Raw genomic sequence first — 22,288 nt, 5'->3', positions numbered from 1 at the left:
CCATTATCCGTAAAGGGAGAACACGAGCCCTGTTCAATACAGGTACTCGTCCCCATAAATCGATTAAAGACTACACCCGAAAAGTTAAGCATAAGCGGAATATTTCGGAAAATGAAGAGTAAGCAATGAAAAGGATGATAAAGATATGAAACCGGTCAGCTTGAAAGAAATCGCCGATCAACTAGATTGTTTAACACAAGGGTGTGTATGTTACCTGAACAAAAAGACAGGTGAAATTGCTGAAATTCTCACGGAATACATGGCTATAGCCGAGGATTCAGAAGAAGATGATGATTTTAGTAAATATCTGGGCTGGGAGCAAGACGCTATTCGCGAAGCATTAACAGTGCTGGATAATTGGGATGATTATATAGAACTGCCTGATGAGGATGAAGTGAACGATTACAGGATTATGGAGGACTTTTGTTATTCGCAGGAAAATGAAAAACTTAAAAATTAATTGTGCTCTGCGATAAAAGGCAGAGGAGCATTTCGCCGTTTCAAAGATCTTACTATTCGGTATGGACTCGAAAAAGACTGGTATGCTTACAAATATGAAGCATTGTGCGAAATCGCCCGTGAATGGTGCGAATTCAATGGAATAGAATATAAGTAAATGTTTGGCTGGATTGTTATTCTAATTCTTATTCCTTTATTATGTGCTTTGCAAGTCTTTCATCTATCTCATCATGCCTTGGAACAGGCTGTTTTTAACAGTCTTGGGATTAATATAAAATCATGACGGCTCCCAATGGGTTGTGTGTGCCAACAACTCCGTCCCCGCGTCAGTTAAACCCAGCATCCCGTCTCGGTAAATTTCTCTTGACAGGCTTTTAAAAACGAGTTACTATACATATGGTTTTTTTGGTCTTTTGGGGGATTATTAACGGGAGTGAGATAATTGACTTTAACTCAGAGAAGAAAAGAATTTTTATCCAAAATTATAAAAATACACGAAGCTACCGGTTCGCCCGTACACTATATCACTGTGTCCGAAGCGTTGGGAGTCAGCAAATGGACAGCGTACGATATCTTAAAGGAATTAGAGAAAGAAGATTATTTGCGCAGTGAGTACAACGTGAGTCATGAAGAAAAAAACCCGGGACGTTCAACTATCGCTTTTCTTCCAACATCAAAAGCAAGAGAAGTATTCCTAAAGGAAAAGGAAGGAATTGATTATATGGAAGAATGGCAAGCTGCAAGAGAAAAACTTCTTGGCATATTTGAAGATATTAAAGAGCGCGGCTCAAAAAAAATTATTGATGACCTTCTGAAAGAGATGCCGGCCATTGAGGCGCCGATAATAATCAGCGCCTATACAATAGCCGTGTTAACTATCCACATTCAAAATCTGGGCGCCAAGTCCATAAAGATAATGAGAAATCTTTTCCAATTAGCTCCGAAACCTGATTTGATTCTAAGTTTGTTCGCCGGCACGGCACTGGGAGCAACGGTCAAAAATATGCATGACGTCATAAATGACAGGCTGGCTGACGAAGTCGGCCAGTTCCAAAAATACATTTCGGAATTCAGCGCCAAAGAGAATAAGTTACTGGTAAAATTTTTAAGTGATGCTTTAGAAAGGACAACATAAAATTTTTTTGGGCATTATTTTGGCCTTTTGGGTTATTTGTGTTATATGGGTAATCTTTCAAAGATATCTTGTCGTACACTTATCAAATTCACCTTAGGAGGTGATCTTGCATCCCTCTAGCAATCATAACCATGGAAGGTAAAATATACTAATCGGGAGGTTTAATAGGTATGTATAGGGAAAAAGCCAATCTTGATTTCGCTAAAAACTTTGTAAAGGAACAGGTCCTTCGCCAGGCCATTGGCTACCTTGAAAGAGACCCGGAAGTAAACTTACCGAAAATTATCGGGCTGACAAAGCTGCTCCCCATCAAGAAGAAACACAAGGAACAAGCAGAGCAGATAGCCCTAGCCTACCAACAGAATCCATCCGTCCGGTTTTTTACCAACCGGTTGTTCACCACGACACATCCCAACATCAAACAACGCCTGCTTTATAACTGGTTCATCAACGCCATGATTTTCGGCATTCCAAAACAGGAGCAGATGTCGCAAAAACATGGAGTACATATACCAAACCTCTTCCTGATCGACCCGACCAGCGCCTGCAACCTTGCCTGCGATGGCTGCTGGGCCGGCAAATACTCGAAAAAGGATTCGCTTAGTTTTGAAAGGATGGACCGGCTCTTTTCCGAGGCTAAGGAACTGGGTATATACTGGACAGCTATGTCTGGCGGGGAGCCGTTCGTTTACCCTCGCCTGTTCGAACTGGTTAACAAGCACAACGACATGTCGTTTATGGCTTATACCAACGGTACGTTAATTGATAAGGAGACGGCCGACAAAATCATAGAGGCGGGGAATCTATCACCGGCTATCAGCCTGGAGGGCTGGCAGGAACGCACAGACGGCCGCCGTGGCCCCGGCGTATTTGGTAAAGCAATAAAGGCCATGGACCTGTTAAAGGAAAGAGGGGCCATATTCGGGGTGTCAATTACCGTCACACGGGATAACGTAATGGAAGTGACCAGTGATGACTTCATCGACTTCCTGGTCGATAAAGGAGTCTCTTACGGATGGCTATTTCATTATATCCCTATAGGGCGTGATCCCAACCCGGACATGATGGTGACGCCGGAACAACGGGCTTACCTGGCTGAGCGTATCCCTTACATACGCGCCAATAAGCCGATCATGCTGGGCGATTTCTGGAACGACGGAGAAATGACCGGCGGCTGTATCGCCGGTGGTCGGCGGTATTTTCACATCAACGCCGCCGGAGACGTAGAGCCTTGCGGCTTCGTCCACTTCGCCGTAGACAACATTAGAGACAAGAACCTGCTGGAAGTCCTGCATTCACCCTTATTCGCCTCATTCCAGAAGCATCAGCCCCTCTGCGAAAACCATCTGCGGCCCTGTCCGATCATCGACAATCCGGATGCGCTGCGGGTAATTGTGACCGAATCGGGAGCCCGCCCTACCCACCCGGGAGCAGAAACGATCCTGGACGGCCCCACGGCCGTATCTCTGGACCAAAAGGCGGAACGCTGGGGTGTCGTTGCTGACGGCATCTGGAAAGAGCGTCAGAATAAATACCTGGCAAAAAGTGGTTGACAGCAAAGCGCTTGATCTGACCGCCTTACTATTACTTTAAAGGTTACAACTTGTATTTGAGGTGAAACTAATGGATACCGTTAAAAAGATGTGGCAATCACTAAAAGATTTCTTTTCACGCAAGAAAAATAAATAATGGGGACAAATGAGGTAAAGGGACGGGTTCCTTGATTTAGTAAAAAGCAAATCAAGAGTACCTGTCCCTGCAATTTCCGAATTCCCGTGCTATGGATCGTTTATCAAACATTTAGCCATGTGACATTTGTTTATAGTGTGCCAACAACCCCGTCCCCGCATTAGCTTTTGCCCGCATCAGCTTCTTGACTTATTCGAGTCTCTTTCTGGCTGAAAAAACAGATTATTATTTTAGTAAATTTTGAGGTATCTCAATCAGCATTGATTTATCAGTCTCAACTTCATTTACTCTCTGATTGTAAGTTTCCAATAAACGCAGAAATCCTTCCTTCATCCTATCCTTTTTAAAAATGGATATTTCCTCGATATTTTGTCCAACAAATGATTCAATCGACTCGACAACAATTTTTCCTGCAACAACAGCCTCAGTGTTTTGTTTAGCGCCTATTAAACAACGATCAGGAACAAGCAGATAAACTCTTAAACCTGCTTCAATATTACTTTTGCATTTTACATAAATTGCCGGCATTGGGGCAACGGTTATGTGGAAAACCGTATCTCCGATTTCGTAATCCCCCCGGCGGCCAAGCTGATCGTCCGCAGTGCTGTAGGAGTTGTTTCCAATTTGTAAATTTGGAAATCTTAATCCGAGCTTCGCTCCTACAAGATATTGGGCCACAGGACCTTCTTTGCCTTGTTCTTGAGCTAAGGCAAGAAGATTATGAATAGATTGCCATGTGCTACTGGATGGCTCATAAATAACTTTTAAGCGCTGCCTGTTCTGATATTCACGTACTTTATCAACTAAAAACGACTGAAGTATATCAAGAATTTTATTTCTTTCTTCCGTCGTTTTGGTTTCCAGGCGCATCGTAGCAATAAAACTCAACATTTTACCAATATCTCCCGGTCCTCCGCGGTTGGTACGCCCCCCTTCTTTTATAAAGGGCCTCATTTCTCCGTGATTAGCCAATATGCGCGCAACCGCCGTTCCGCTAACTCCTTTTATTTGCGACTGTCCCGCCGCTCTGTGCGAATCCAAGTTAAGGTTAAAATCACTCTTTAATCTTTCAAGAACTATAAGAGCGGCGCTAATTGTTCCCCTGGCCGGTCCACCACTCGGTCTATGTATTGGCAATTCACTGTACCATTTTTGAAATGCTATAATGAACTTTTCATTTGATTTCACTTGCTAACCTCTTTTCGAATTGGATAAAGTGGACGCCCCCTAATCAACTCGCTTACTAAAGGGTTTAAGTAATATTTTGCAATCCATTCTATAACCGGCACACATACAGCGTCTCCAAATCCGAAGAGGGCCTGGTTAACGGGAACCGTTATTCTATAATCATCCGCGCCCATAAGCCTGGCACATTCACGGGGAGTAAGCAATCTTGCAAAGTATTTGCCCTTTCCGGCAACGAATAAAATCTGTCTTGCGCTGCCGCCGCGCGGGGTTCGCAAACACCCGGCCAGACCATCCGTTCTTAGCTCCGCCATTGATTTGCCATGCCGGACACGGCGAAAAACTGTTCCATAAGAATACTCTTCTCCCGCTATCATTTCCTCCGCTTTTTTCCTGTGCCGAAGGTTCATTTGATTTAAAAGATATTCGTTCCTCTTTTTGCTCCACCACTCCGATGAAGTTTCGGGTATTTCCTCAAGAATAGATTCTATGGTTGATTCATTTACAGGTTGTGGCGGCAAATTACGTATGTTCCACTTTATTTCAGGATGCATAAAAATAAAATCCGCTAATGCTTTCGGCCTGACATCACTTTCGTAAAACCGAAGAGTTTCCCGAACTTCCCATATGCTGGATTCTTTTAATGTTCCGATCACAAAAAGACGTTGTCTGCTTTGGGGCACAAAACGGGCGGCGTCCAGAATAAATGCGTCGACTTCGTAATTGAGTCGGTTTAACGCAAGCAAAGCTTCTTTGAAGTCTTCACCTTTGCGGGAATTTAAAAAACCAACGACATTTTCAAGCAAAACTATAGGAGGTCTGCGCGCGCCCATCTCCTCAATGACGCGGATAAAACCCCAAAAAGCCGAAGATTGCTTACCAGATAATCCGTTTCGCGCTCCAGCGACAGATAGATCATTACATGGAAAAGAAGCCGTCGCCAATGTAACTGTAGGAACAGATTCTTCAGGAATTTGATGTATATCACCCAATGTAAAAGATTGACATTCGTTGAATTGCGATCTGTATATTTCATGTTTTTGAGGATCAATGTCATTGGCGTAAGAAACATTCCAGCCTTGACGTTCTAAACCCATTCTCATAAGACCTATTCCCGCAAAAAATTCGGCAAAAGTCTTTTGCGGAACAAGCGAAAGTTTAGTCGGCTCAACCTCTTTTTTTACAACTTCCAAAGTCAGTTCAATACATTTCTCCAAATTCTTTTGAACCTCGCTTTCCCAGAATCGAAGAACAGTCCAGCCCTTTGACAACAGAGAAGTCGTTGCGGCGCAGTCCCTTTTCATATTGCCGCGGATTTTCCTTAACCAGTATTCCTTCGAGCTTGTCCCCTGAAATTGTTCTTCCAAGGCTGATAATTTTCGTTTTTGCCATTGTCCACCGTGCCAAAAATCTCCATCTATAAAAATTGCCAGACGTTTTGAAGATAAAACAACATCAGGTTTTCCGGGCAGGTTTACCGGACACACTCTATACCTAAACCCTCTGTTCCAAAGAGACTTACGAAACATTACTTCGAGTTTTGTATCACTCGACCGTACTTTTCGCATTATTGCGGATATATCTCTGTTGGCTTTTATTCCATCGGGATTTGCCACGATTGATGCCTTTCCAGTCAAGAAGCTGTTGATCCTTTAATAAATTATCTTATTTTTACCATTCCCATGTCAATAAAAATTCGAGCTGTGTAGAATTCCACAACTCGAAACAACTATTATATCCCAGCTATGTTATTATATGGTTATTATTTGCCTTATGCCTCTTACTCCACAGTCACGCTCTTGGCAAGGTTTCTGGGTTTATCAACGTCGCAGCCTCTAGCCAGCGATACGTAATAGGCCAGCAGCTGGAGGGGGATGACAGACAGAATAGGCGTCAGCAGGGGATGTGTCTCCGGAATGTAGAACACCTGGCTGGCTTCTTTCTCCACCTCGTCCAGTCCTTCCATGGCTAAAGCGAAGACGTCGGCCTCGCGAGCCTTTACTTCTTTAATGTTGCTAAAGGTCTTCTCAAATAGAAACGGCTGTGTTGCCACGGTCACTACCGGGACGTCTTTCTCAATCAGGGCAAGGGTCCCGTGTTTGAGCTCGCCTGCGGCATAGGCCTCGGCGTGAATATAGGAGATTTCCTTCAGCTTCAGGGAACCTTCGCAGGCCACACCGTAATCCAGTCCCCGGCCGATGAAAAAGATGCTCTTGCTTTGCTGGTACCCGAGGCCGATTTTCTTGATCGCCGCGCTCCTGTCCAGAATCTGCTGGACCTTTCCGCTCAGAGAAAGGAGTTCCCCGATAAGCTGACGGCTTTCCTCTTCCGGGATGGTCTCCCGGACATTGGCCATGTACAAGGCCAGCAGGTACAGGCTCATCATCTGGGCGGTATAAGCTTTTGTCGACGCTACCGCAATTTCCGGACCCGCCCAGGTATACAGGACATGGTCAGCCTCGCGGGCTATTGAACTGCCCACAACGTTTGTGATCGCGATCACCGGCATACCCCTCTTCTTGCTGTCGCGCAGGGCTGCCAGCGAATCCGCCGTCTCGCCTGACTGACTGATGATAACAACCAGGCTGTCGGGTTCAATCACCAGGTTGCGGTAGCGAAACTCCGAGGCGATGTCAATTTCTACGGGAATGCGGGCCAGGCTCTCGATGGCGTATTTTCCGACCAGTCCTGCGTGGTATGCCGTGCCGCAGGCGGTGATGAATATTTTTTTAACCTTTTTTATTACATCCGCATCCAGGGAAAGTTCCTGCAGGTTCACCCTGGCGCCGTCTTCGGAGATGCGTCCGCTCAGGGTATTTTTCAAAGATGTAGGCTGCTCGTGAATTTCCTTGAGCATGAAGTGGTCGTAGCCGCCCTTTTCGGCCTGTTCGGCCTCCCAGTTGATCGTATGAACTGTTTTGGAAACACCCTGCCCCATTTCGTTGAAGACTTCAACCCTGTTGGATGTGAGCAAGGAAATTTCCCCGTCGTCAAGATAATGGACATTGCGTGTGTAATGCAGGAAAGCCGGCACGTCGGACGCAAAAAAGTTTTCCTTGTCGCCAACGCCGATTACCAGGGGACTATCCTTCCGGACAGCGACAAGGTTTTCCGGTTCATGGGTTGAGAGAACTACCATTGCATAGGAACCCCTGATCTTTTCGGTCATCATGCTAATGGCAGGTATGAGATCACCCTTGTAAAAATGTTCCATCATATGAGGCAGGACTTCGGTATCCGTTTCCGATTTAAAGACATGCCCTTCGCTGATCAGCCACTTCTTTAATTCAAGATAATTTTCAATGATTCCGTTATGGACAACCACAAAAAGGCCGCCGCAGTCGCTGTGCGGGTGGGCGTTGTGATCGGTAGGCCGGCCGTGGGTGGCCCACCGCGTATGCCCGATTCCCGTCGTGCTTGAAAAACCGTTGCCGCTTAACCGCTCCTGAAGTCCGGCCAGTCTGCCCGCTTGTTTAAAAACCTTAATCTCCCCGTCTTCCAGCAGGGCAATACCTGCGGAATCGTAGCCCCTGTATTCCAGCCTGGCCAGTCCGTTTAACAAAACAGGCATAGCCTGCTTATTTCCCATATAACCGATAATACCGCACATTTTTATTAGTCCTCCTTTTATAAATAAAAAGCCACGGCAGATTGAAGCCATGGCAGTAAAAGGCTTATGCCCGCGGTCACCCGGCGTTTTTGTCCCGGCGGTTGCCCGCCGGATTTGTGCCGCCTTTAACGGTTGTGACTTACCGGGGAGCATCCGCCGAAAACTTCGATTAGCTCCCCCCTCGTCAACCAGTCTATCCCTTAAACTGGTCCAGGCGCTTGCATGTTGTCAAACGGTTTAAAAAATCACCTCCTGGATTAATAGACCAGCTTTCTGATCACGCCGGTCAATTCATCAACAATTACGTTCAGTTCCTCAAGGTCCCTTCCCTCCGCCATAACCCGGACAAGCTGTTCGGTGCCCGACGGCCTGACCAGGATCCGCCCCTGCCCGTTAAGCCTGCGCTCACAGCTGCAGACAGCTTCTTTGAGCTGATCGCTGCTCATAACGGATTGCTTGTCGGAAACGGCTACGTTTTTCAAAAGCTGGGGATAGCGGAACATCTGCGCAGCCAGTTCGCCAAGCGAAAGTCCTTTGCGCTTGATCACCGAAAGCAGCTTCAGAGCTGTTAACGCTCCGTCACCGGTAGTCTGGTCCTCCAAAAAGATGATATGCCCGCTCTGCTCGCCGCCAAAAATGGCGCCCCTGCGGAGCAGTTCTTCGAGCACCCAGCGGTCCCCGACCTGGGTTTCGGTAATCTCAATGCCGGCTTTATCCATGGCGCGATGCAGGCCGAGATTGCTCATCACGGTTACGACAACAGTGTTTTTGGACAGCCGGCCCCTTTCTTTCAAGTCCTGCGCGCAAATAACCATGATCTGGTCCCCGTCAACCAGGTTTCCATTTTCATCGACCGCAATCAGGCGATCGGCATCCCCGTCAAAAGCAAGGCCTACGTGCGCACGTTTGGAAAGTACGGCGCCGCAGAGTTTCTCCGGATGGGTTGATCCGCAGGAGTCGTTGATATTCACTCCGTTGGGGGTGTGAAACATCGGCACAACCTGCGCCCCTAACTCTGCCAATAGCTTGGGCACTACAGAACTTGCCGCCCCGTTGGCGCAGTCGACAGCAATTGTCAATCCTGAAAGGTCGACCGGTTCAACACTCTTAAGATACTGAACATAACGGTCACAGGCGTCAGTCATCTCCTGACAGGCGCCAACCTGTTCCCCCACCGGGTAAGGTATCTCCTCCGGATGGACAACCAGCCTTTCGACATCTTCTTCTTCCGCGTCGTTGAGTTTAAAACCGTCCGGGCCGAAAAACTTAATCCCGTTATCCATCACCTGATTATGCGACGCTGAAATTACAGCCCCGCCGCAAGAGCCTGTAAGACGGGTCAGGCAGGCAATGGCTGGCGTGGGCAGGATACCTGCTTTCAGCACGTTTACACCCGCCGAACACATTCCGGCAATCAGGGCAGATTCCAGCATATCACCGGAAATACGGGTGTCACGGCCAATAACCAGAGGAGCGCCGGGGGTTTTTAATGACAGAAAATGAGCGCCTGCCCTGCCCAGGCTCAAGGCTAACTCGGGAGTTAACTCCCGGTTGGCGATTCCTCTTACTCCATCAGTGCCGAACATTACCCCATGACCGGTATGCACCTCCATAAATTAACTAATTATATATCATTGTCTATTATTGCGTCAATTTCCAAATTTATAACCTTTGTTATATGTCTGTTAGCCGTCTGTTATATTTAATATGAAAAATACGGTCAGCGTTTTAAGCCTTTAAAAAAATTACTTCCGCCGCCAAAATGAAGCAAGTGAACGAACCGGCTTCGGCTGCAGGACACCCGTCAGCCTGTTGATCAGGTCGCTTTCTTTCAGTTCCCTGGCCAGCAACCCTTCCACAGCCAGGGAAACGCTCCCGGTCTCCTCAGAGACAATGACTGCAAGCGCGTCGGACACCTCGGAAATACCAATTCCCGCTCTGTGCCTGGTCCCCAGTTCCTTAAAAACTCCGTCATTGTTTTCAGTCAACGGAAGAACGCAGGATGCCGCGGCAATACGGCTGCCTCTGATAATCACGGCGCCGTCATGAAGGGGGGACTTTGGTGTAAAGATATTCAGCAAAAGTTCGGCGGACAGAATGCCTTCAATCTTTATGCCTTTATCAATATACTCTTCCAGTCCGGTATTTCTTTCCAGAACGATAAGGGCGCCTTTTCTCTCCCGGGACATAACCTGAGCCGCCCGGACAATTTCCGTCACCGCCTTGTTCCGGTCATGTTCGCTGAGGAAGGGAAAAGAGGTGGTAAAAAGTTCGCCTCCACCTAATTTTTCCAGAGCCCGCCTGAGTTCAGGCTGAAAAACAACCGGCAGGGCAACCAAAAGGGCCATATTTACCTGATAAAGCAGCGAGTGGACAGCGTAAAGTTTCAGCCAGTCGCTGATTTGTGTTGCTATAAAAAGAACGATCAGACCCTTGATCAGCTGGACGGCCCTTGTCCCTTTAATCAGAAGGACCAGCCAATACAGGACTATTACAATGATTAAAACATCAATTACGTTGGTGATATTAAATATATCCGGCTTGATGTTTTTAATCTGTTCCAGCAATATCCGTGCTCCCCTTTATCTTCAGAAGACCATATGCAATGCTGTCCACCAGGGCCTGCCAGCTGGCTTCGATTATATTCGCGGATACACCCACCGTATTCCAGGAATGCTGGCCGTCGCCTGTTTCAATCAGAACCCGCACAACTCCCCCGGTTCCTTCTGTTTCGTCCAGTACCCTGACCTTGTAATCGTTAAGCTGTATCTTCCGGATATCGGGAAAGAATTCCTCCAGCGCCTTGCGCAGGGCATTGTCCAGAGCGTTAACCGGGCCATTGCCTTCCGCCGCGGTATGGACAACCCGGTCGCCGACAGTAAGTTTGATCACCGCCTCTGAATAAACAGGGCTGTTTTCTTTAAGTTCAATGATTATGCGCAGGTTTTCCAGTCTGAAAGGCTCCTCGTAATTGTGATACACCTTGCGCAGCATAAGCTCTAAAGACCCTTCCGCCCCTTCAAACTGAAAGCCCTGGTTCTCCAGTTCCTTAATCTGTTCCAGAATTTGTTTGTCCGGTATGGTTTGGGCGCCTTCCGGCGTGTGGTCCAGCTTTAATTCCTTGTATTTATATAAAATATTGGACAGGCCGCTTAGCTCCGAAACCAGGACGCGCCTTTTATTGCCAACTAGTTCCGGGTCGATATGCTCGTATGTACGGTAGTCCTTTAAAATAGCGCTGACATGAATGCCCCCTTTGTGGGCAAATGCGCTCACTCCGACGAACGGCTGGTTCACTGCCGGGTGCATGTTGGCTATCTCGCTTACATACCTGGATAAGGCGGTCAATTTGGACAGCCTCTCCTGCGGAATGGTTTGAACGCCGTATTTTAAGGCCAGATTTGGTATTATTGAACACAGGTTGGCGTTCCCGCAGCGCTCGCCATAGCCGTTGACCGTGCCCTGAACATGCGTGACACCTGCCTGTACGGCGGCAAGCGTATTGGCCACGGCAAGTTCCCCGTCATTATGGCAGTGGATTCCGAAAGGCACAGTGTATTTTAAGCGCAGCCCGCCGATAATTTCCGCAATCTCGTGCGGCAGGCTCCCGCCGTTAGTGTCGCAGAACACAAGCGCGTCCGCGCCGCCTTCAACGGCAGCGTCAAGGGTAGCCCGGGCATAGGCGGGGTTCGCTTTGAAGCCGTCAAAGAAATGTTCGGCGTCGTAGAAAACCTTGATCCCTTTACCCTTCATATAGGCAATTGACTCCCTGATCATCAGCAGGTTTTCTTTCGGCGTCGTCTGCAAGGCGTGCGTCACGTGAAAGTCCCATGTTTTGCCGAAAATCGTCGCGACGGAAGTCCGGGACTTGATTATACTCCGGATGTTTTCATCAGCGGCGGTTTCGGTTTTCGGGCGCCGCGTCGAGCCGAAGGCGGCAATCCTGGCCTGCTTCAGTCCATAATCGCCAATCTGGTTAAAAAAGCCCGCGTCTTTCGGGTTCGAGCCCGGCCAGCCGCCCTCAATATAGTGAAACCCCATCTTATCCAGCCTGAGGGCTATCTTGATTTTATCTTCAATTGAAAATGAAATACCCTCCCCCTGCGCGCCGTCACGCAGAGTGGTATCATATATTTCTACTGCCGGCATCTTTTATCTTTCCTTCTGGCCCTTTTTAATTTGGTTTTTCAACCTGGGCGGCAACGAGATCGCCCATTTCTTCCGTAGAAACCCTTTGGCGGCCTTCCTCCATAATGTCGCGTGTCCGGTAACCTTTTGCCAGTACAGCGCTCACCGCATCGTCAATAGCCCTGGCCGCTTCCAGTTGGCCAAGCGAAAAACGAAGCAGCATCGCGCCCGACAGGATGGTGGCAATGGGGTTGATCACATTCAAACCGGTATATTTGGGCGCCGAACCGTGGCTTGGTTCGAAAAGGCCTACACCGTCCCCCACACTGGCCGAGGGCAGCATACCCAGCGAGCCGGTCAGCTGCGCCGCCAGGTCGCTTAAAATATCGCCAAACATGTTTTCGGTCAGCAGCACGTCGAACTGGGTCGGGAAACGAACCAGCTGCATGGCGCAGTTATCTACCAGTATATGGCTGGTCTCAACGTCCGGATACTCGGGCGCCAGCCTGTTGATTACATCGCGCCACAGGCGCGAGCTTTCTAAAACGTTGGCCTTATCGACCGAAGTAAGTTTCTTTCTCCGCTGCCTGGCCATCTCGTAGCCTTTCCTGGCTATCCGCTCAATTTCCCCGGTTGTGTAGACCAGAGTATCCGTAGCCCGTTCACCGCCCGGGATGGATTCCCGCTTCTTTTCACCAAAATAGATTCCTCCGGTAAGTTCCCTGACCACCAGGAGGTCCAATCCTTCGACTACTTCACGCTTTAATGTGGAAGCGTCTGCAAGGGCCGGAAAAATCATTGCCGGGCGCAGATTGGCATAGGCGTTTAAAGCTTTGCGCAAAGGGAGCAGCGCCCCCGCTTCCGGGCGCAGGCTCACGGGCAGGTCATCCCACTTCGGCCCTCCTATGGCGCCCAGTAAAATTGCGTCGCTGCTCTTGCAGAGTTCCAGTGTTTCCGGCGGCAGGGGATGGCCTGTGGCATCATAGGCGGCCCCTCCAATATATGCTTCATGAAGATCAAATTCCAGCCCGAAGCGCCGACCCGCGGCTTTGAGGACCTTGATAGCCTGAACGGTAATCTCCGGCCCTATTCCGTCTCCGGGTAAAACAGCTATTTTGTACACCATTATTGCTCCTTCCTTAACTTCAGGTAATTGATCAGTCCGCCGGCGGCAATAATCTGCTGCATGAAAGGCGGTATGGGGATGAACTTGTATTCCTTTGAACTGGTCAGGTTTTTGATAACGCCCTGGTCGGTGTCCACCTCCACAAGGTCTCCCTGCCGTATATCGCCGGCGGCGTCCGGTGATTCGAGAATAAGCAGTCCTATGTTAAAAGCGTTCCGGTAAAAAATCCGGGCATAAGAGCTCGCAATCACACAGCTGACCCCGGAAGTTTTGATTGCCAGGGGGGCGTGTTCACGTGAACTGCCGCTGCCGAAATTTTTGCCGGCTACGATAATATCTCCTTTGCCGACTTTGGAAGAAAACTGCGGATCAGCGTCCTCCATACAGTGCTGAGCAAGTTCGGCGGGGTCGGAAGTATTTAAATAACGAGCCGGGATGATTGCGTCAGTGTCAATATCGTCGCCGAACCTCCATGTTTTCCCTTGAAATTTCATTTGCTAACCTCCTTGGGCCCAACGATATATCCGGCTATCGCGGATGCAGCCGCAACCGCGGGGTTGCATAAGTAAACCTCGCTCTCGCGATCGCCCATCCTGCCCACAAAGTTGCGGTTTGTAGTCGCCAGGCAGCGCTCCCCTTTGGCCAGGATGCCCATATGGCCTCCTAAGCAGGGTCCGCAGGTCGGCGTGCTGAAAACCGCCCCGGCTTCCACGAAATCCTCAATCAGGCCTTCCCTCAGCGACTGCAGGTAAATCTTCTGCGTGCCGGGTATGACAATCAGCCTTACTTCCGGGTGCACTTTCTTCCCCTTGATCAGGCCTGCCGCCAGACGCAGGTCTTCCAGACGCCCGTTTGTGCAGGAGCCGATGACGACCTGGTCGATCTTGATATGGCCCGCCTGGCTGACCGGGTGAACTTTTTCAGGCAGGTGGGGGAAGGCTACCAGCGGCTCCATTCCGCTGACGTCGTACTCGCGCGTCCCTTTATACCCGGCGTCCGGGTCGCTGCTGTAAAAAGTATAAGGCCTTTTTGCGCGCCCTTCTACATACTGTCGTGTTATCTCATCCGGGGGGAAGATGCCGTTCTTGGCCCCCGCCTCAATAGCCATGTTTGCCGCGGTAAACCTGCTGTCCATGGACAGCCTGTCGATTACGGGGCCGGTAAATTCCAGCGCCTGGTAGGCGGCGCCGTCAACGCCGAGATCGCCGATGGCGAGCAGGATCAGGTCTTTGCCGCTGACCCAGGGGGGCAGTTCGCCGTTATAGATCAGCTTGATTGATTCCGGAACTTTCAGCCAGATCTCCCCCGAAGCCATAGCCGCCGCCAGATCGGTACTGCCCACGCCTGTTGAGAAAGCCCCCAGGGCGCCGTATGTACAGGTGTGCGAATCGGCCCCGATAACCACGTCTCCCGGCCCGACCAGCCCTTGCTCCGGAAGCAGGCAGTGTTCTATCCCCATCCTGCCGGCTTCAAAGTAGTAGGTCAGCTTCTGGCGGGAGGAAAACTCCCTCAGCATCTTGGCCTGTTCGGCAGACTTGATGTCCTTGTTGGGCACAAAGTGGTCCGGCACGAGGATGACCCTGTCCGGGTCAAAAACACCGGGCAGGCCGATTTTTTCAAACTCCTGGATGGCCAGCGGGGCCGTAATATCGTTGCCCAGCGCCAGGTCAATCCGGACGTTGATCAGTTCTCCCGGGCTCACCTTTTCCTTTTGCGCGTGAGCGGCCAGAATTTTTTCCGTAATTGTCATGCTCATAGCTTACTCTCTCCCTCGGCAAATTCAATTGCTTCATCAATACCTTTCCCGGCCGGGACCATCGGTATAACGTTTTCCTCGGGGTAAACCAGGCAGTTCACCAGGGCGGGGCCGGGTGACTTTAAAATCCCGGGCAGCATGCGGACGGCGTCCTCCTCGCTGCGGATGGTAAAGCCGTCGATTCCATATGCCCGGGCCAGAACTTCGAAATCGGGATGGAAAAGAAAATCCACCGCCATGTACCTTCCTTCATAATAAACCTGCTGGAACTGACGGACCATACCCAGTCTCTGATTGTTCAGGATAAATATTTTTAAGGGCAGATTCTGTTCTTTGACTGTGGCCAGTTCCTGGATGGTCATCTGAAAACTGCCGTCTCCCGTAATCAGAACGACCTGCTGCCCCGGGATGCCCAACTGGGCGCCTGCTGCTGCGGGAAGCCCGAAACCCATTGTGCCCAGACCGCCGGAAGAAATCAGCATGCGTGGTTTGTTAAACCGGTAATACTGCGCAACCCACATCTGGTGCTGGCCCACGTCGGTAACCACCAGGGAATCCCCGCCTGTTTCCGCATTGAGCCGCTCGACAATAAACTGGGGTTTCAACCCCCCCTCACGGCTGTAGCGCATCTGATAAGCCTCTTTGAGTTCCTGGATCCGTTTATGCCATTCCGGACGCTCAGTCTTCTTGACCTGAGTCAGCAGTGACTGCAAGACTTGCTTAACGTCGCCTACGACGGGAATGTTGATCTTTACGTTTTTCCCTATTTCAGCAGGGTCGATATCAATATGAATTATCTTTGCGTCTGGCGCAAAGGCGGAAATTCTGCCTGTGACGCGGTCGTCAAAACGCGCCCCCAGGGCAATCAGCAGGTCGCATTCTGTAATTGCCATATTTGCGTAGCGTGTGCCGTGCAGTCCCAACATACCCAGGAAAAGCGGGTGATCTCCCGGAAAACTCGACAGGCCCATAAAGGTGTTGGTTACGGGCGCGTCGATTGTTTCGGCGAGCTGTTTCAATTCACCGAAGGCTGAGGAACTGAGAATTCCTCCTCCAGCGTAAATGACCGGCCGCCGGGCTTCGCCGATCAGCCTTGCAGCCTCTTTAATCATATTCGGGTGACCCCGGTAGGTCGGCTTGTAACCGCGCAGCTTAACCGTTTCGGGGTACTTAAACTTGATTTTTGAACTTGTGACGTCTCCGGGCAGGTCGATCAGCACCGGCCCGGACCGGCCGGTAGAAGCTATATAAAAAGCTTTTTTGACCGTTTCTCCCAGCTGAGCCGGGTCTTTGAGCAAAAAATTATGCTTGGTGATCGGAATTGTTATCCCTGTAGTATCCACTTCCTGGAACGCGTCGGTTCCGACCCGCTCGGTATTCACCTGGCCGGTGATTACGACAATAGGCACCGAATCCATGTAAGCGTTGGCTATCCCGGTTACCAGGTTTGTGGCCCCGGGCCCGGAAGTGGCCATGCAGACGCCAACCCTGCCGGTCGCCCGGGCATAGCCGTCAGCGGCGTGAACCGCTCCCTGCTCGTGCCTCACCAGAACGTGTTTGATTTTTGAATTGTACAGGGCGTCATATACCGGGGCTATAGCGGCGCCCGGAATACCGAAGATGATTTCTATGTTTTCTTTTTCCAGGCAGCGAACCAGGGCCTGGGCAGCAGTAATTTCCAATAGAGGACTCTCCTTAATTTTTATTCGTCATCCTGGTCTAATCCCGAATTTCCAACAGTGGTAAACCTGGCGCCTCTTAACATGGCCACCTTCCCCGTCCGGACCATTTCTTTGATCCCGTATGGGCGAAGGGATTCCTCAAATGCAGTTATTTTTCCCTCATCGCCGGTGCATTCCAGGGTAAGCGTGCGGCGTCCTAAATCAATGACGCGCGCCCTGAAAATGTCCGCGATGAGCATTATTTCACCGCGCTGGCCGGCATCGGCGTTCACCTTGACCATGACCAGTTCCCTGTCGACATATTTTTCAGCGGTGATGTCGCCGACCTTGATCACGTCGATAAGTTTGTGAAGCTGCTTGGTTACCTGCTCCACAATCCGGCCGTCGCCCTCGACTACTATGGTCATCCGTGAAACAGCCGGATTTTCCGTCTGCCCCACAGCCAGGCTGTCAATGTTAAATCCCCGGCGGCTGAAAAGCCCCGCAACCCTGGCCAGTACACCGGGCTGATTCTCAACCAGAACAGAAAGCGTATGTTTCATCTAAATAATCTCCTCTTATCCCAGCATCTTGTCCAGTGGCTCACCGGGGGGCACCATCGGCAGCACATTTTCTTCACGTTCAACCAGAAAATCCATCACGACGGGTTTTTTTACCGCCAGAGCTTCCTGAAGCGCCGGCGCCACGTCCTCCTGCCTCTCTATCCGCATCCCCACGGCGCCATACGCCTCGGCAATCTTGGTGAAATCCGGATTGATCAGCTCGGTATGTGAATACCTGTGGTTGTAAAAAAGCTCCTGCCACTGCCTGACCATTCCCAGGTAACCGTTATTTAAAATAGCTATTTTAATAGGAAGATTGTTATTAACCGCAGTGGCCAGTTCCTGTATGTTCATCTGGATACTTCCGTCGCCGGCGATGTTAAAGACCAGTTCATCCGGGCAGGCAACCTGAACTCCGATGGCCGCCGGAAGCCCGAAGCCCATCGTTCCGAGCCCTCCGGAAGAGATAAAGGAACGCGGCCGGGTGTAGTCGTAATAATGTGCGGACCACATCTGGTGCTGCCCCACATCAGTAACTATTTTTGCCCGGTCCTGGCCGGCGCGGTAGATCTCTCTGATTACATACTGAGGTTTAAGCCTGCCTTCTTTAGTATCTTCAAAAGTCAAAGGATATTCCTTTTTCCAGTCCTGCACCTGTTCCTGCCAGGCGCCGGAAGGCTTTGCCTCCAAATATTTGACAAGTTCCGCCAGCGAGTTTTTAACGTCTCCCACAAGCGGTATGTCTACTTTTACATTTTTTCCGATTTCAGCCGGGTCTATATCAATGTGAATTACTTTTGCTTCCGGGACAAATTTTTCAAGCTTTCCAGTCACCCTGTCGTCAAAACGCACTCCCACGGCAATCAGCAGATCACAGCTGCAGACGGCGTAATTCGCATATTTGCTCCCGTGCATACCCAGCATTCCCAGCGCCAGGGGATGCCTTCCCGGAAATCCGGAAAGCCCCATTAGAGTCGTCGTCACCGGAGCCATAATCTTTTCGGCAAATTGCTGGAACTCTATGAAAGCGCCGGAATTGACCACCCCTCCTCCGGCATAGATGACCGGGCGTTGGGAGGCCATGATCACACTGGCTGCCTCTTCCAGCCTTCTTTGAGGAGGCGTCTGCGGCAGTCTGTATCCCGGCAGGTCAAGGGGGCCTGTTTCTTCATGTTCCACAAGAGCGGCGGAGACATCACGGGGAATATCGATCAGTACCGGCCCGGGCCTGCCCGTTGTAGCTATGTGAAAAGCCTCTTTGACCACTTTGGGCAGTTCCCGGGCGTTCTTAACCAGATAACTATGTTTGGTTATGGGCAGTGTGATCCCTACAATATCCGCTTCCTGGAATGAATCCTTGCCCAACTGGGAAGTAACTACCTGGCCTGTCATGGCTATGATGGGGACCGAATCCATATACGCGTTCGCAATCCCGGTAACCAGGTTGGTTGCTCCGGGTCCGGAAGTTGCCAGGCATACACCCGGCCGTCCGCTGGCTCTCGCATACCCGTCGGCAGCGTGCACCGCTCCCTGTTCATGCCTGGTCAGGATGTGCCGGATATCGGAATCAAATATGGCGTCATAGATGGGCAGAACACTGCCTCCGGGATAACCGAAAATTGTGTCTACCCCTACTTCCCGCAAGCTCTCTAATAAAATATTGGCTCCGGTTTTTTTCATTTATCTAAAACCTCCAGGCCTTTTGTCTTTCCAATTTTGCATTGCTTATCTAACAACGGCGCCTTCCGAAGCCGGGCCGACCATGCGCAGGTACTTTGCCAGGTAACCTGTTTTTACCCTTGGCTCAGGCGGGCTCCAGACGGCAAAGCGGTTTTTGATTTCTTCGTCGGACAGCTGAACGTTTAATCTGCCCCCCGGGATGTCGATGTCAATTATATCCCCGTCCCTGACAATAGCCAGCGGGCCGCCAAGCGACGCTTCGGGGGCAATGTGTCCGATTGAGGCCCCCCGGGTGGCGCCCGAGAAACGGCCGTCGGTCAGCAGGGCAACGTCCCTGTCCAGGCCCATTCCTGCAATCGTAGCGGTAGGGGTAAGCATCTCGCGCATTCCCGGCCCGCCCCTGGGACCTTCATAGCGGATAACGACTACGTCTCCCTTTTGGATGGCGCCGGAAGTAATGCCCTTGAAGGCTTCTTCTTCCGAATCAAAGACCTTCGCCGGACCCTGGTGCTTGAGCATCTGCTCGTCAACACCGGATTTTTTTACTACGGCGCCCTGCGGCGCCAGGTTCCCCATTAAAACAGCAACTCCTCCGTCGGGACTGTATGGTTCTTCCACACTGCGGATAACATCCCTGCGGTAAACCTGTCTTCCTTTAATCTGCTCTCCCACAGTCCCGGAAACGGTCCTGGCGTCAAGGCTCAGCAAGCCTTTTTTAGCCAGTTCGTTCATTACGGCGGGAATTCCGCCCGCCTCGTCGAGGTCCTGCATGAAATGAGGGCCTACCGGGCTTAAACGGCACAGGTTGGGAGTTTTTTTGTTAAGCTCGTTAACTTTGTTAAGGTCGATTTTAATCCCGGCTTCCAGGGCTATAGCCGGAAGGTGCAGGACCGTGTTTGTCGAACAGCCCAGCGCCATGTCAACCGTCAGGCCGTTTTCAAACGCCTGCTCGGTTAAGATCATTGAGGGACGGATATCCTCGTTAACCAGGTAAACTATCCTGATGCCCGTCAGCTTGGCCAGTCTTCTCCTGGCGGATGAAACCGCCGGAATGGTCCCGTTGCCCGGCAGGGCTATGCCGAGAGCTTCGGTAAGGCAATTCATTGAGTTGGCCGTAAACATCCCGGCGCAGGATCCGCATCCGGGGCAGGCCGATTCTTCTATCTCGGCGAGTTCATCGTCAGTCATTTTCCCCGCCCTGACGGCGCCTACGGCTTCAAAAACATTGCTCAGGGAGATATCCCGCCCCTGATAACGTCCGGCCATCATCGGCCCGCCGCTGACAACGATTGACGGAATGTCCAGGCGCGCCGCCGCCATCAGCATTCCGGGGACTATTTTATCACAGGCGGTAACCATCACCAGTCCGTCAAACTGGTGGGCTTGAGCCATTACTTCAATTGAATCGGCAATCAGTTCGCGGCTGGCCAGGGAATATTTCATTCCGCTGTGGTTCATGGCGATGCCGTCGCATACAGCTATGCAGGGGAATTCAACAGGAGTTCCGCCGGCAAGCCTGATCCCGGCTTTGACGCAGTCCGTAAGTTCATTCAGGTGCATGTGTCCGGGCACAATCTCGTTGAAGGAATTGACCACACCGATCATCGGACGGTCAAGCTCCTCACTGACAAAGCCGAGGGCATTTAAGAGCGAACGGTGCGGCGCCTTCTCCAGACCGTTTTTAATCATGTCGCTGCGCATTTTAAACTACTCCTTTACCTAAAAATCAGCGGTCCGTCTGTTTTAGTCACTTCATGGAAAGCATCAATCAGTTCCCAGGTCATTTTTCCCGGCTTGCCTTCTCCAATAGGCCTGCCGTCGACCTTAACAGCCGGTATTACTTCGGCCGCAGTGCCGGTAAGGAAACACTCCCGGGCGTTGTATATGTCGTAGCGGGTCATCGTGCATTCTTCCACCTTTATTCCCTTTTTGACCGCTATTTCCATCACCGTGTTGCGGGTAACCCCCTCCAGGGCGCCTGCCGATGCAGGGGGTGTAATTAAGGTGGAATCGTCGTCAACAATAAATATATTGTCTCCTGTAGCTTCAGCCACATACCCCTGCTGGTTGAGCATGATTGCTTCGGGAACGCCTGCCAGATTGGCTTCAATCTTCGCACAAATGTTATTTAAATAATTTAAAGACTTCACCTGAGGATTGCAGGCCTCCGGGAGGTTCCTCCTGGTAGCCACTGTAATCAGCTCCAGCCCTTGTTGATACAGCTCTTCGGGATACATCTGGATCGAGGCTGCGATACAAAGTAACGTGGGCTTATGGCATTTCCTCGGGTCCAAACCGAGATCACCGGGACCCCTGGTAACAACCAGACGGATATATCCATCCCGCAAATCGTTGCGCCGGCAGGTCTCAAGGACAATTTCTTTCATCTCGTCTTCTGTTAAGGGAATCTGGAGGGTTATAGCGCGGGCTGATTTGTAAAGGCGCAGGATATGCTCATCCATTCTGAACACTCTGTTGTGATAAGCCCGGATACCTTCAAATACTCCGTCTCCGTATAGCAATCCGTGATCGAATACTGAAACCAGTGCTTTTTCTTCCGGAACGTACTGCCCATCAAGGTAAATAACCAAACCCATAATAACACCTCTATTTTTTATAAAAAATAATAAACCCCCTGTTCCCGGCAGTTTAAAGCCAACTGCCAGGGACGGGAGGTTTAATCCTCGCGCGGTACCACCCTGCTTGCCTTTATTTTTAAAAAATAAAAGCCTGCTTTTGCGCCTAACAAACGACACGGCCTTTCTAACAGCGGCCAATCCGTCCTTGGCTTAATCGGCTTGAACACCTTTCAGCCGGCAGTTCCGGGGCGATCCTTTCACCCGGCCGGGCGCTGGTTTACACCGCCCACCAGCTCTCTGCAGCCCGGGGATCAGGCTACTTGCTCCCCTTCATTACTTTTAACGACAATAATATTGCATTTCAGTATATAAAAAAGTCATTGGGGTGTCAAGAATATTTTTTGAAACATAATACCCGCCCGCGGCAATGGGGTTACTATTCACAGTCCTATTTAATTTCCATTCATGAAATAGAATGTTCTTTATCAAATAAATAACATCACCTATTCAATAGAGAAAAGGATAAAAGCGCGGCAAACGCAACATCAAAAGAAATAAATGCCGCGCTTTTTTTGATTAAAATTTTTAAAAAAACAGAACTCCAACCATCCGATGTCGAATATTGCATTATGAAAATCGCGGTGGAAGGAAATTCGTATGGAATATCGGACAAGGCCTGAAATAACAGAAGATAAGGTTGAACAGATCAGGGGCATC

At 50.3% G+C, this 22,288-nt stretch carries 16 protein-coding genes and 1 pseudogene; 3 read left to right on the top strand and 14 right to left on the bottom strand.

Translation table 11 applies throughout. The features are described from left to right. The first annotated feature begins 145 nt into the window (after positions 1-145). From DEH07_03470 to DEH07_03460, 3 genes and pseudogenes are all read left to right on the top strand, one after another. Positions 146-616 (top strand): annotated as a pseudogene (locus DEH07_03470) (hypothetical protein). 285 nt (positions 617-901) lie between these two features. Beyond that, the gene (locus DEH07_03465) at positions 902-1,594 is read left to right on the top strand and encodes a hypothetical protein (protein ID HBY03599.1); all 693 of its coding nucleotides are present in this window, start codon (positions 902-904) and stop codon (positions 1,592-1,594) included. A 170-nt stretch (positions 1,595-1,764) separates the two neighbouring features. Then, on the top strand, positions 1,765-3,147 hold the full coding sequence (locus DEH07_03460) for a radical SAM protein (protein HBY03598.1): 1,383 nt from the start codon (positions 1,765-1,767) through the stop codon (positions 3,145-3,147). 361 nt (positions 3,148-3,508) lie between these two features. Here the strand turns inward: DEH07_03460 and DEH07_03455 are convergent, their stop codons facing one another. From DEH07_03455 to ilvE, 14 genes are all read right to left on the bottom strand, one after another. Beyond that, positions 3,509-4,471, bottom strand: coding sequence for a hypothetical protein (locus DEH07_03455; GenBank protein ID HBY03597.1), 963 nt, complete (start codon positions 4,469-4,471; stop codon positions 3,509-3,511). Next, positions 4,468-6,084, bottom strand: a complete 1,617-nt coding sequence (locus DEH07_03450) for a hypothetical protein (protein HBY03596.1) — start codon at positions 6,082-6,084, stop codon at positions 4,468-4,470. Before DEH07_03450 ends, DEH07_03455 begins: the two co-directional genes overlap by 4 nt. 164 nt (positions 6,085-6,248) lie before the next feature. After that, positions 6,249-8,078 carry a glutamine--fructose-6-phosphate transaminase (isomerizing) gene (gene glmS, locus DEH07_03445; protein ID HBY03595.1) on the bottom strand — a complete coding sequence of 610 codons (1,830 nt, stop codon included), beginning with the start codon at positions 8,076-8,078 and terminating at the stop codon, positions 6,249-6,251. Between the two features lie 257 nt (positions 8,079-8,335). After that, positions 8,336-9,691, bottom strand: a complete 1,356-nt coding sequence (locus tag DEH07_03440; GenBank protein HBY03594.1) for a phosphoglucosamine mutase — start codon at positions 9,689-9,691, stop codon at positions 8,336-8,338. A 132-nt stretch (positions 9,692-9,823) separates the two neighbouring features. Continuing rightward, the gene (locus DEH07_03435) at positions 9,824-10,645 is read right to left on the bottom strand and encodes a TIGR00159 family protein (GenBank protein ID HBY03593.1); all 822 of its coding nucleotides are present in this window, start codon (positions 10,643-10,645) and stop codon (positions 9,824-9,826) included. Further along, positions 10,629-12,227, bottom strand: coding sequence for a citramalate synthase (locus DEH07_03430; GenBank protein HBY03592.1), 1,599 nt, complete (start codon positions 12,225-12,227; stop codon positions 10,629-10,631). The genes DEH07_03435 and DEH07_03430 overlap by 17 nt, the downstream gene beginning before the upstream one ends. A 25-nt stretch (positions 12,228-12,252) precedes the next feature. Then, positions 12,253-13,329: a 3-isopropylmalate dehydrogenase gene (leuB, locus tag DEH07_03425; GenBank protein ID HBY03591.1), complete on the bottom strand. Its 1,077-nt coding sequence runs from the start codon at positions 13,327-13,329 to the stop codon at positions 12,253-12,255. Between the two features lie 2 nt (positions 13,330-13,331). Further along, complete coding sequence (gene leuD, locus DEH07_03420; protein ID HBY03590.1) at positions 13,332-13,826, bottom strand: 3-isopropylmalate dehydratase small subunit; 495 nt, start codon at positions 13,824-13,826, stop codon at positions 13,332-13,334. Then, positions 13,823-15,088 carry a 3-isopropylmalate dehydratase large subunit gene (gene leuC, locus DEH07_03415; GenBank protein ID HBY03589.1) on the bottom strand — a complete coding sequence of 422 codons (1,266 nt, stop codon included), beginning with the start codon at positions 15,086-15,088 and terminating at the stop codon, positions 13,823-13,825. The genes leuD and leuC overlap by 4 nt, the downstream gene beginning before the upstream one ends. After that, positions 15,085-16,770, bottom strand: coding sequence for a biosynthetic-type acetolactate synthase large subunit (gene ilvB / locus DEH07_03410; GenBank protein HBY03588.1), 1,686 nt, complete (start codon positions 16,768-16,770; stop codon positions 15,085-15,087). Before ilvB (DEH07_03410) ends, leuC begins: the two co-directional genes overlap by 4 nt. 20 nt (positions 16,771-16,790) lie before the next feature. After that, on the bottom strand, positions 16,791-17,312 hold the full coding sequence (locus tag DEH07_03405) for an acetolactate synthase small subunit (GenBank protein HBY03587.1): 522 nt from the start codon (positions 17,310-17,312) through the stop codon (positions 16,791-16,793). 15 nt (positions 17,313-17,327) lie between these two features. Further along, complete coding sequence (ilvB, locus tag DEH07_03400) at positions 17,328-18,992, bottom strand: biosynthetic-type acetolactate synthase large subunit (protein HBY03586.1); 1,665 nt, start codon at positions 18,990-18,992, stop codon at positions 17,328-17,330. 45 nt (positions 18,993-19,037) lie between these two features. Beyond that, positions 19,038-20,693, bottom strand: coding sequence for a dihydroxy-acid dehydratase (gene ilvD, locus DEH07_03395; GenBank protein ID HBY03585.1), 1,656 nt, complete (start codon positions 20,691-20,693; stop codon positions 19,038-19,040). Between the two features lie 14 nt (positions 20,694-20,707). Further along, on the bottom strand, positions 20,708-21,589 hold the full coding sequence (gene ilvE / locus DEH07_03390) for a branched-chain-amino-acid transaminase (GenBank protein HBY03584.1): 882 nt from the start codon (positions 21,587-21,589) through the stop codon (positions 20,708-20,710). Positions 21,590-22,288: the final 699 nt, after the last annotated feature.

It is taken from the genome of Desulfotomaculum sp., assembly GCA_003513005.1.
In the GTDB taxonomy this organism is placed as follows: domain Bacteria; phylum Bacillota; class Desulfotomaculia; order Desulfotomaculales; family Nap2-2B; genus 46-80.
This window is presented reverse-complemented; position numbering and strand designations above follow the sequence as displayed.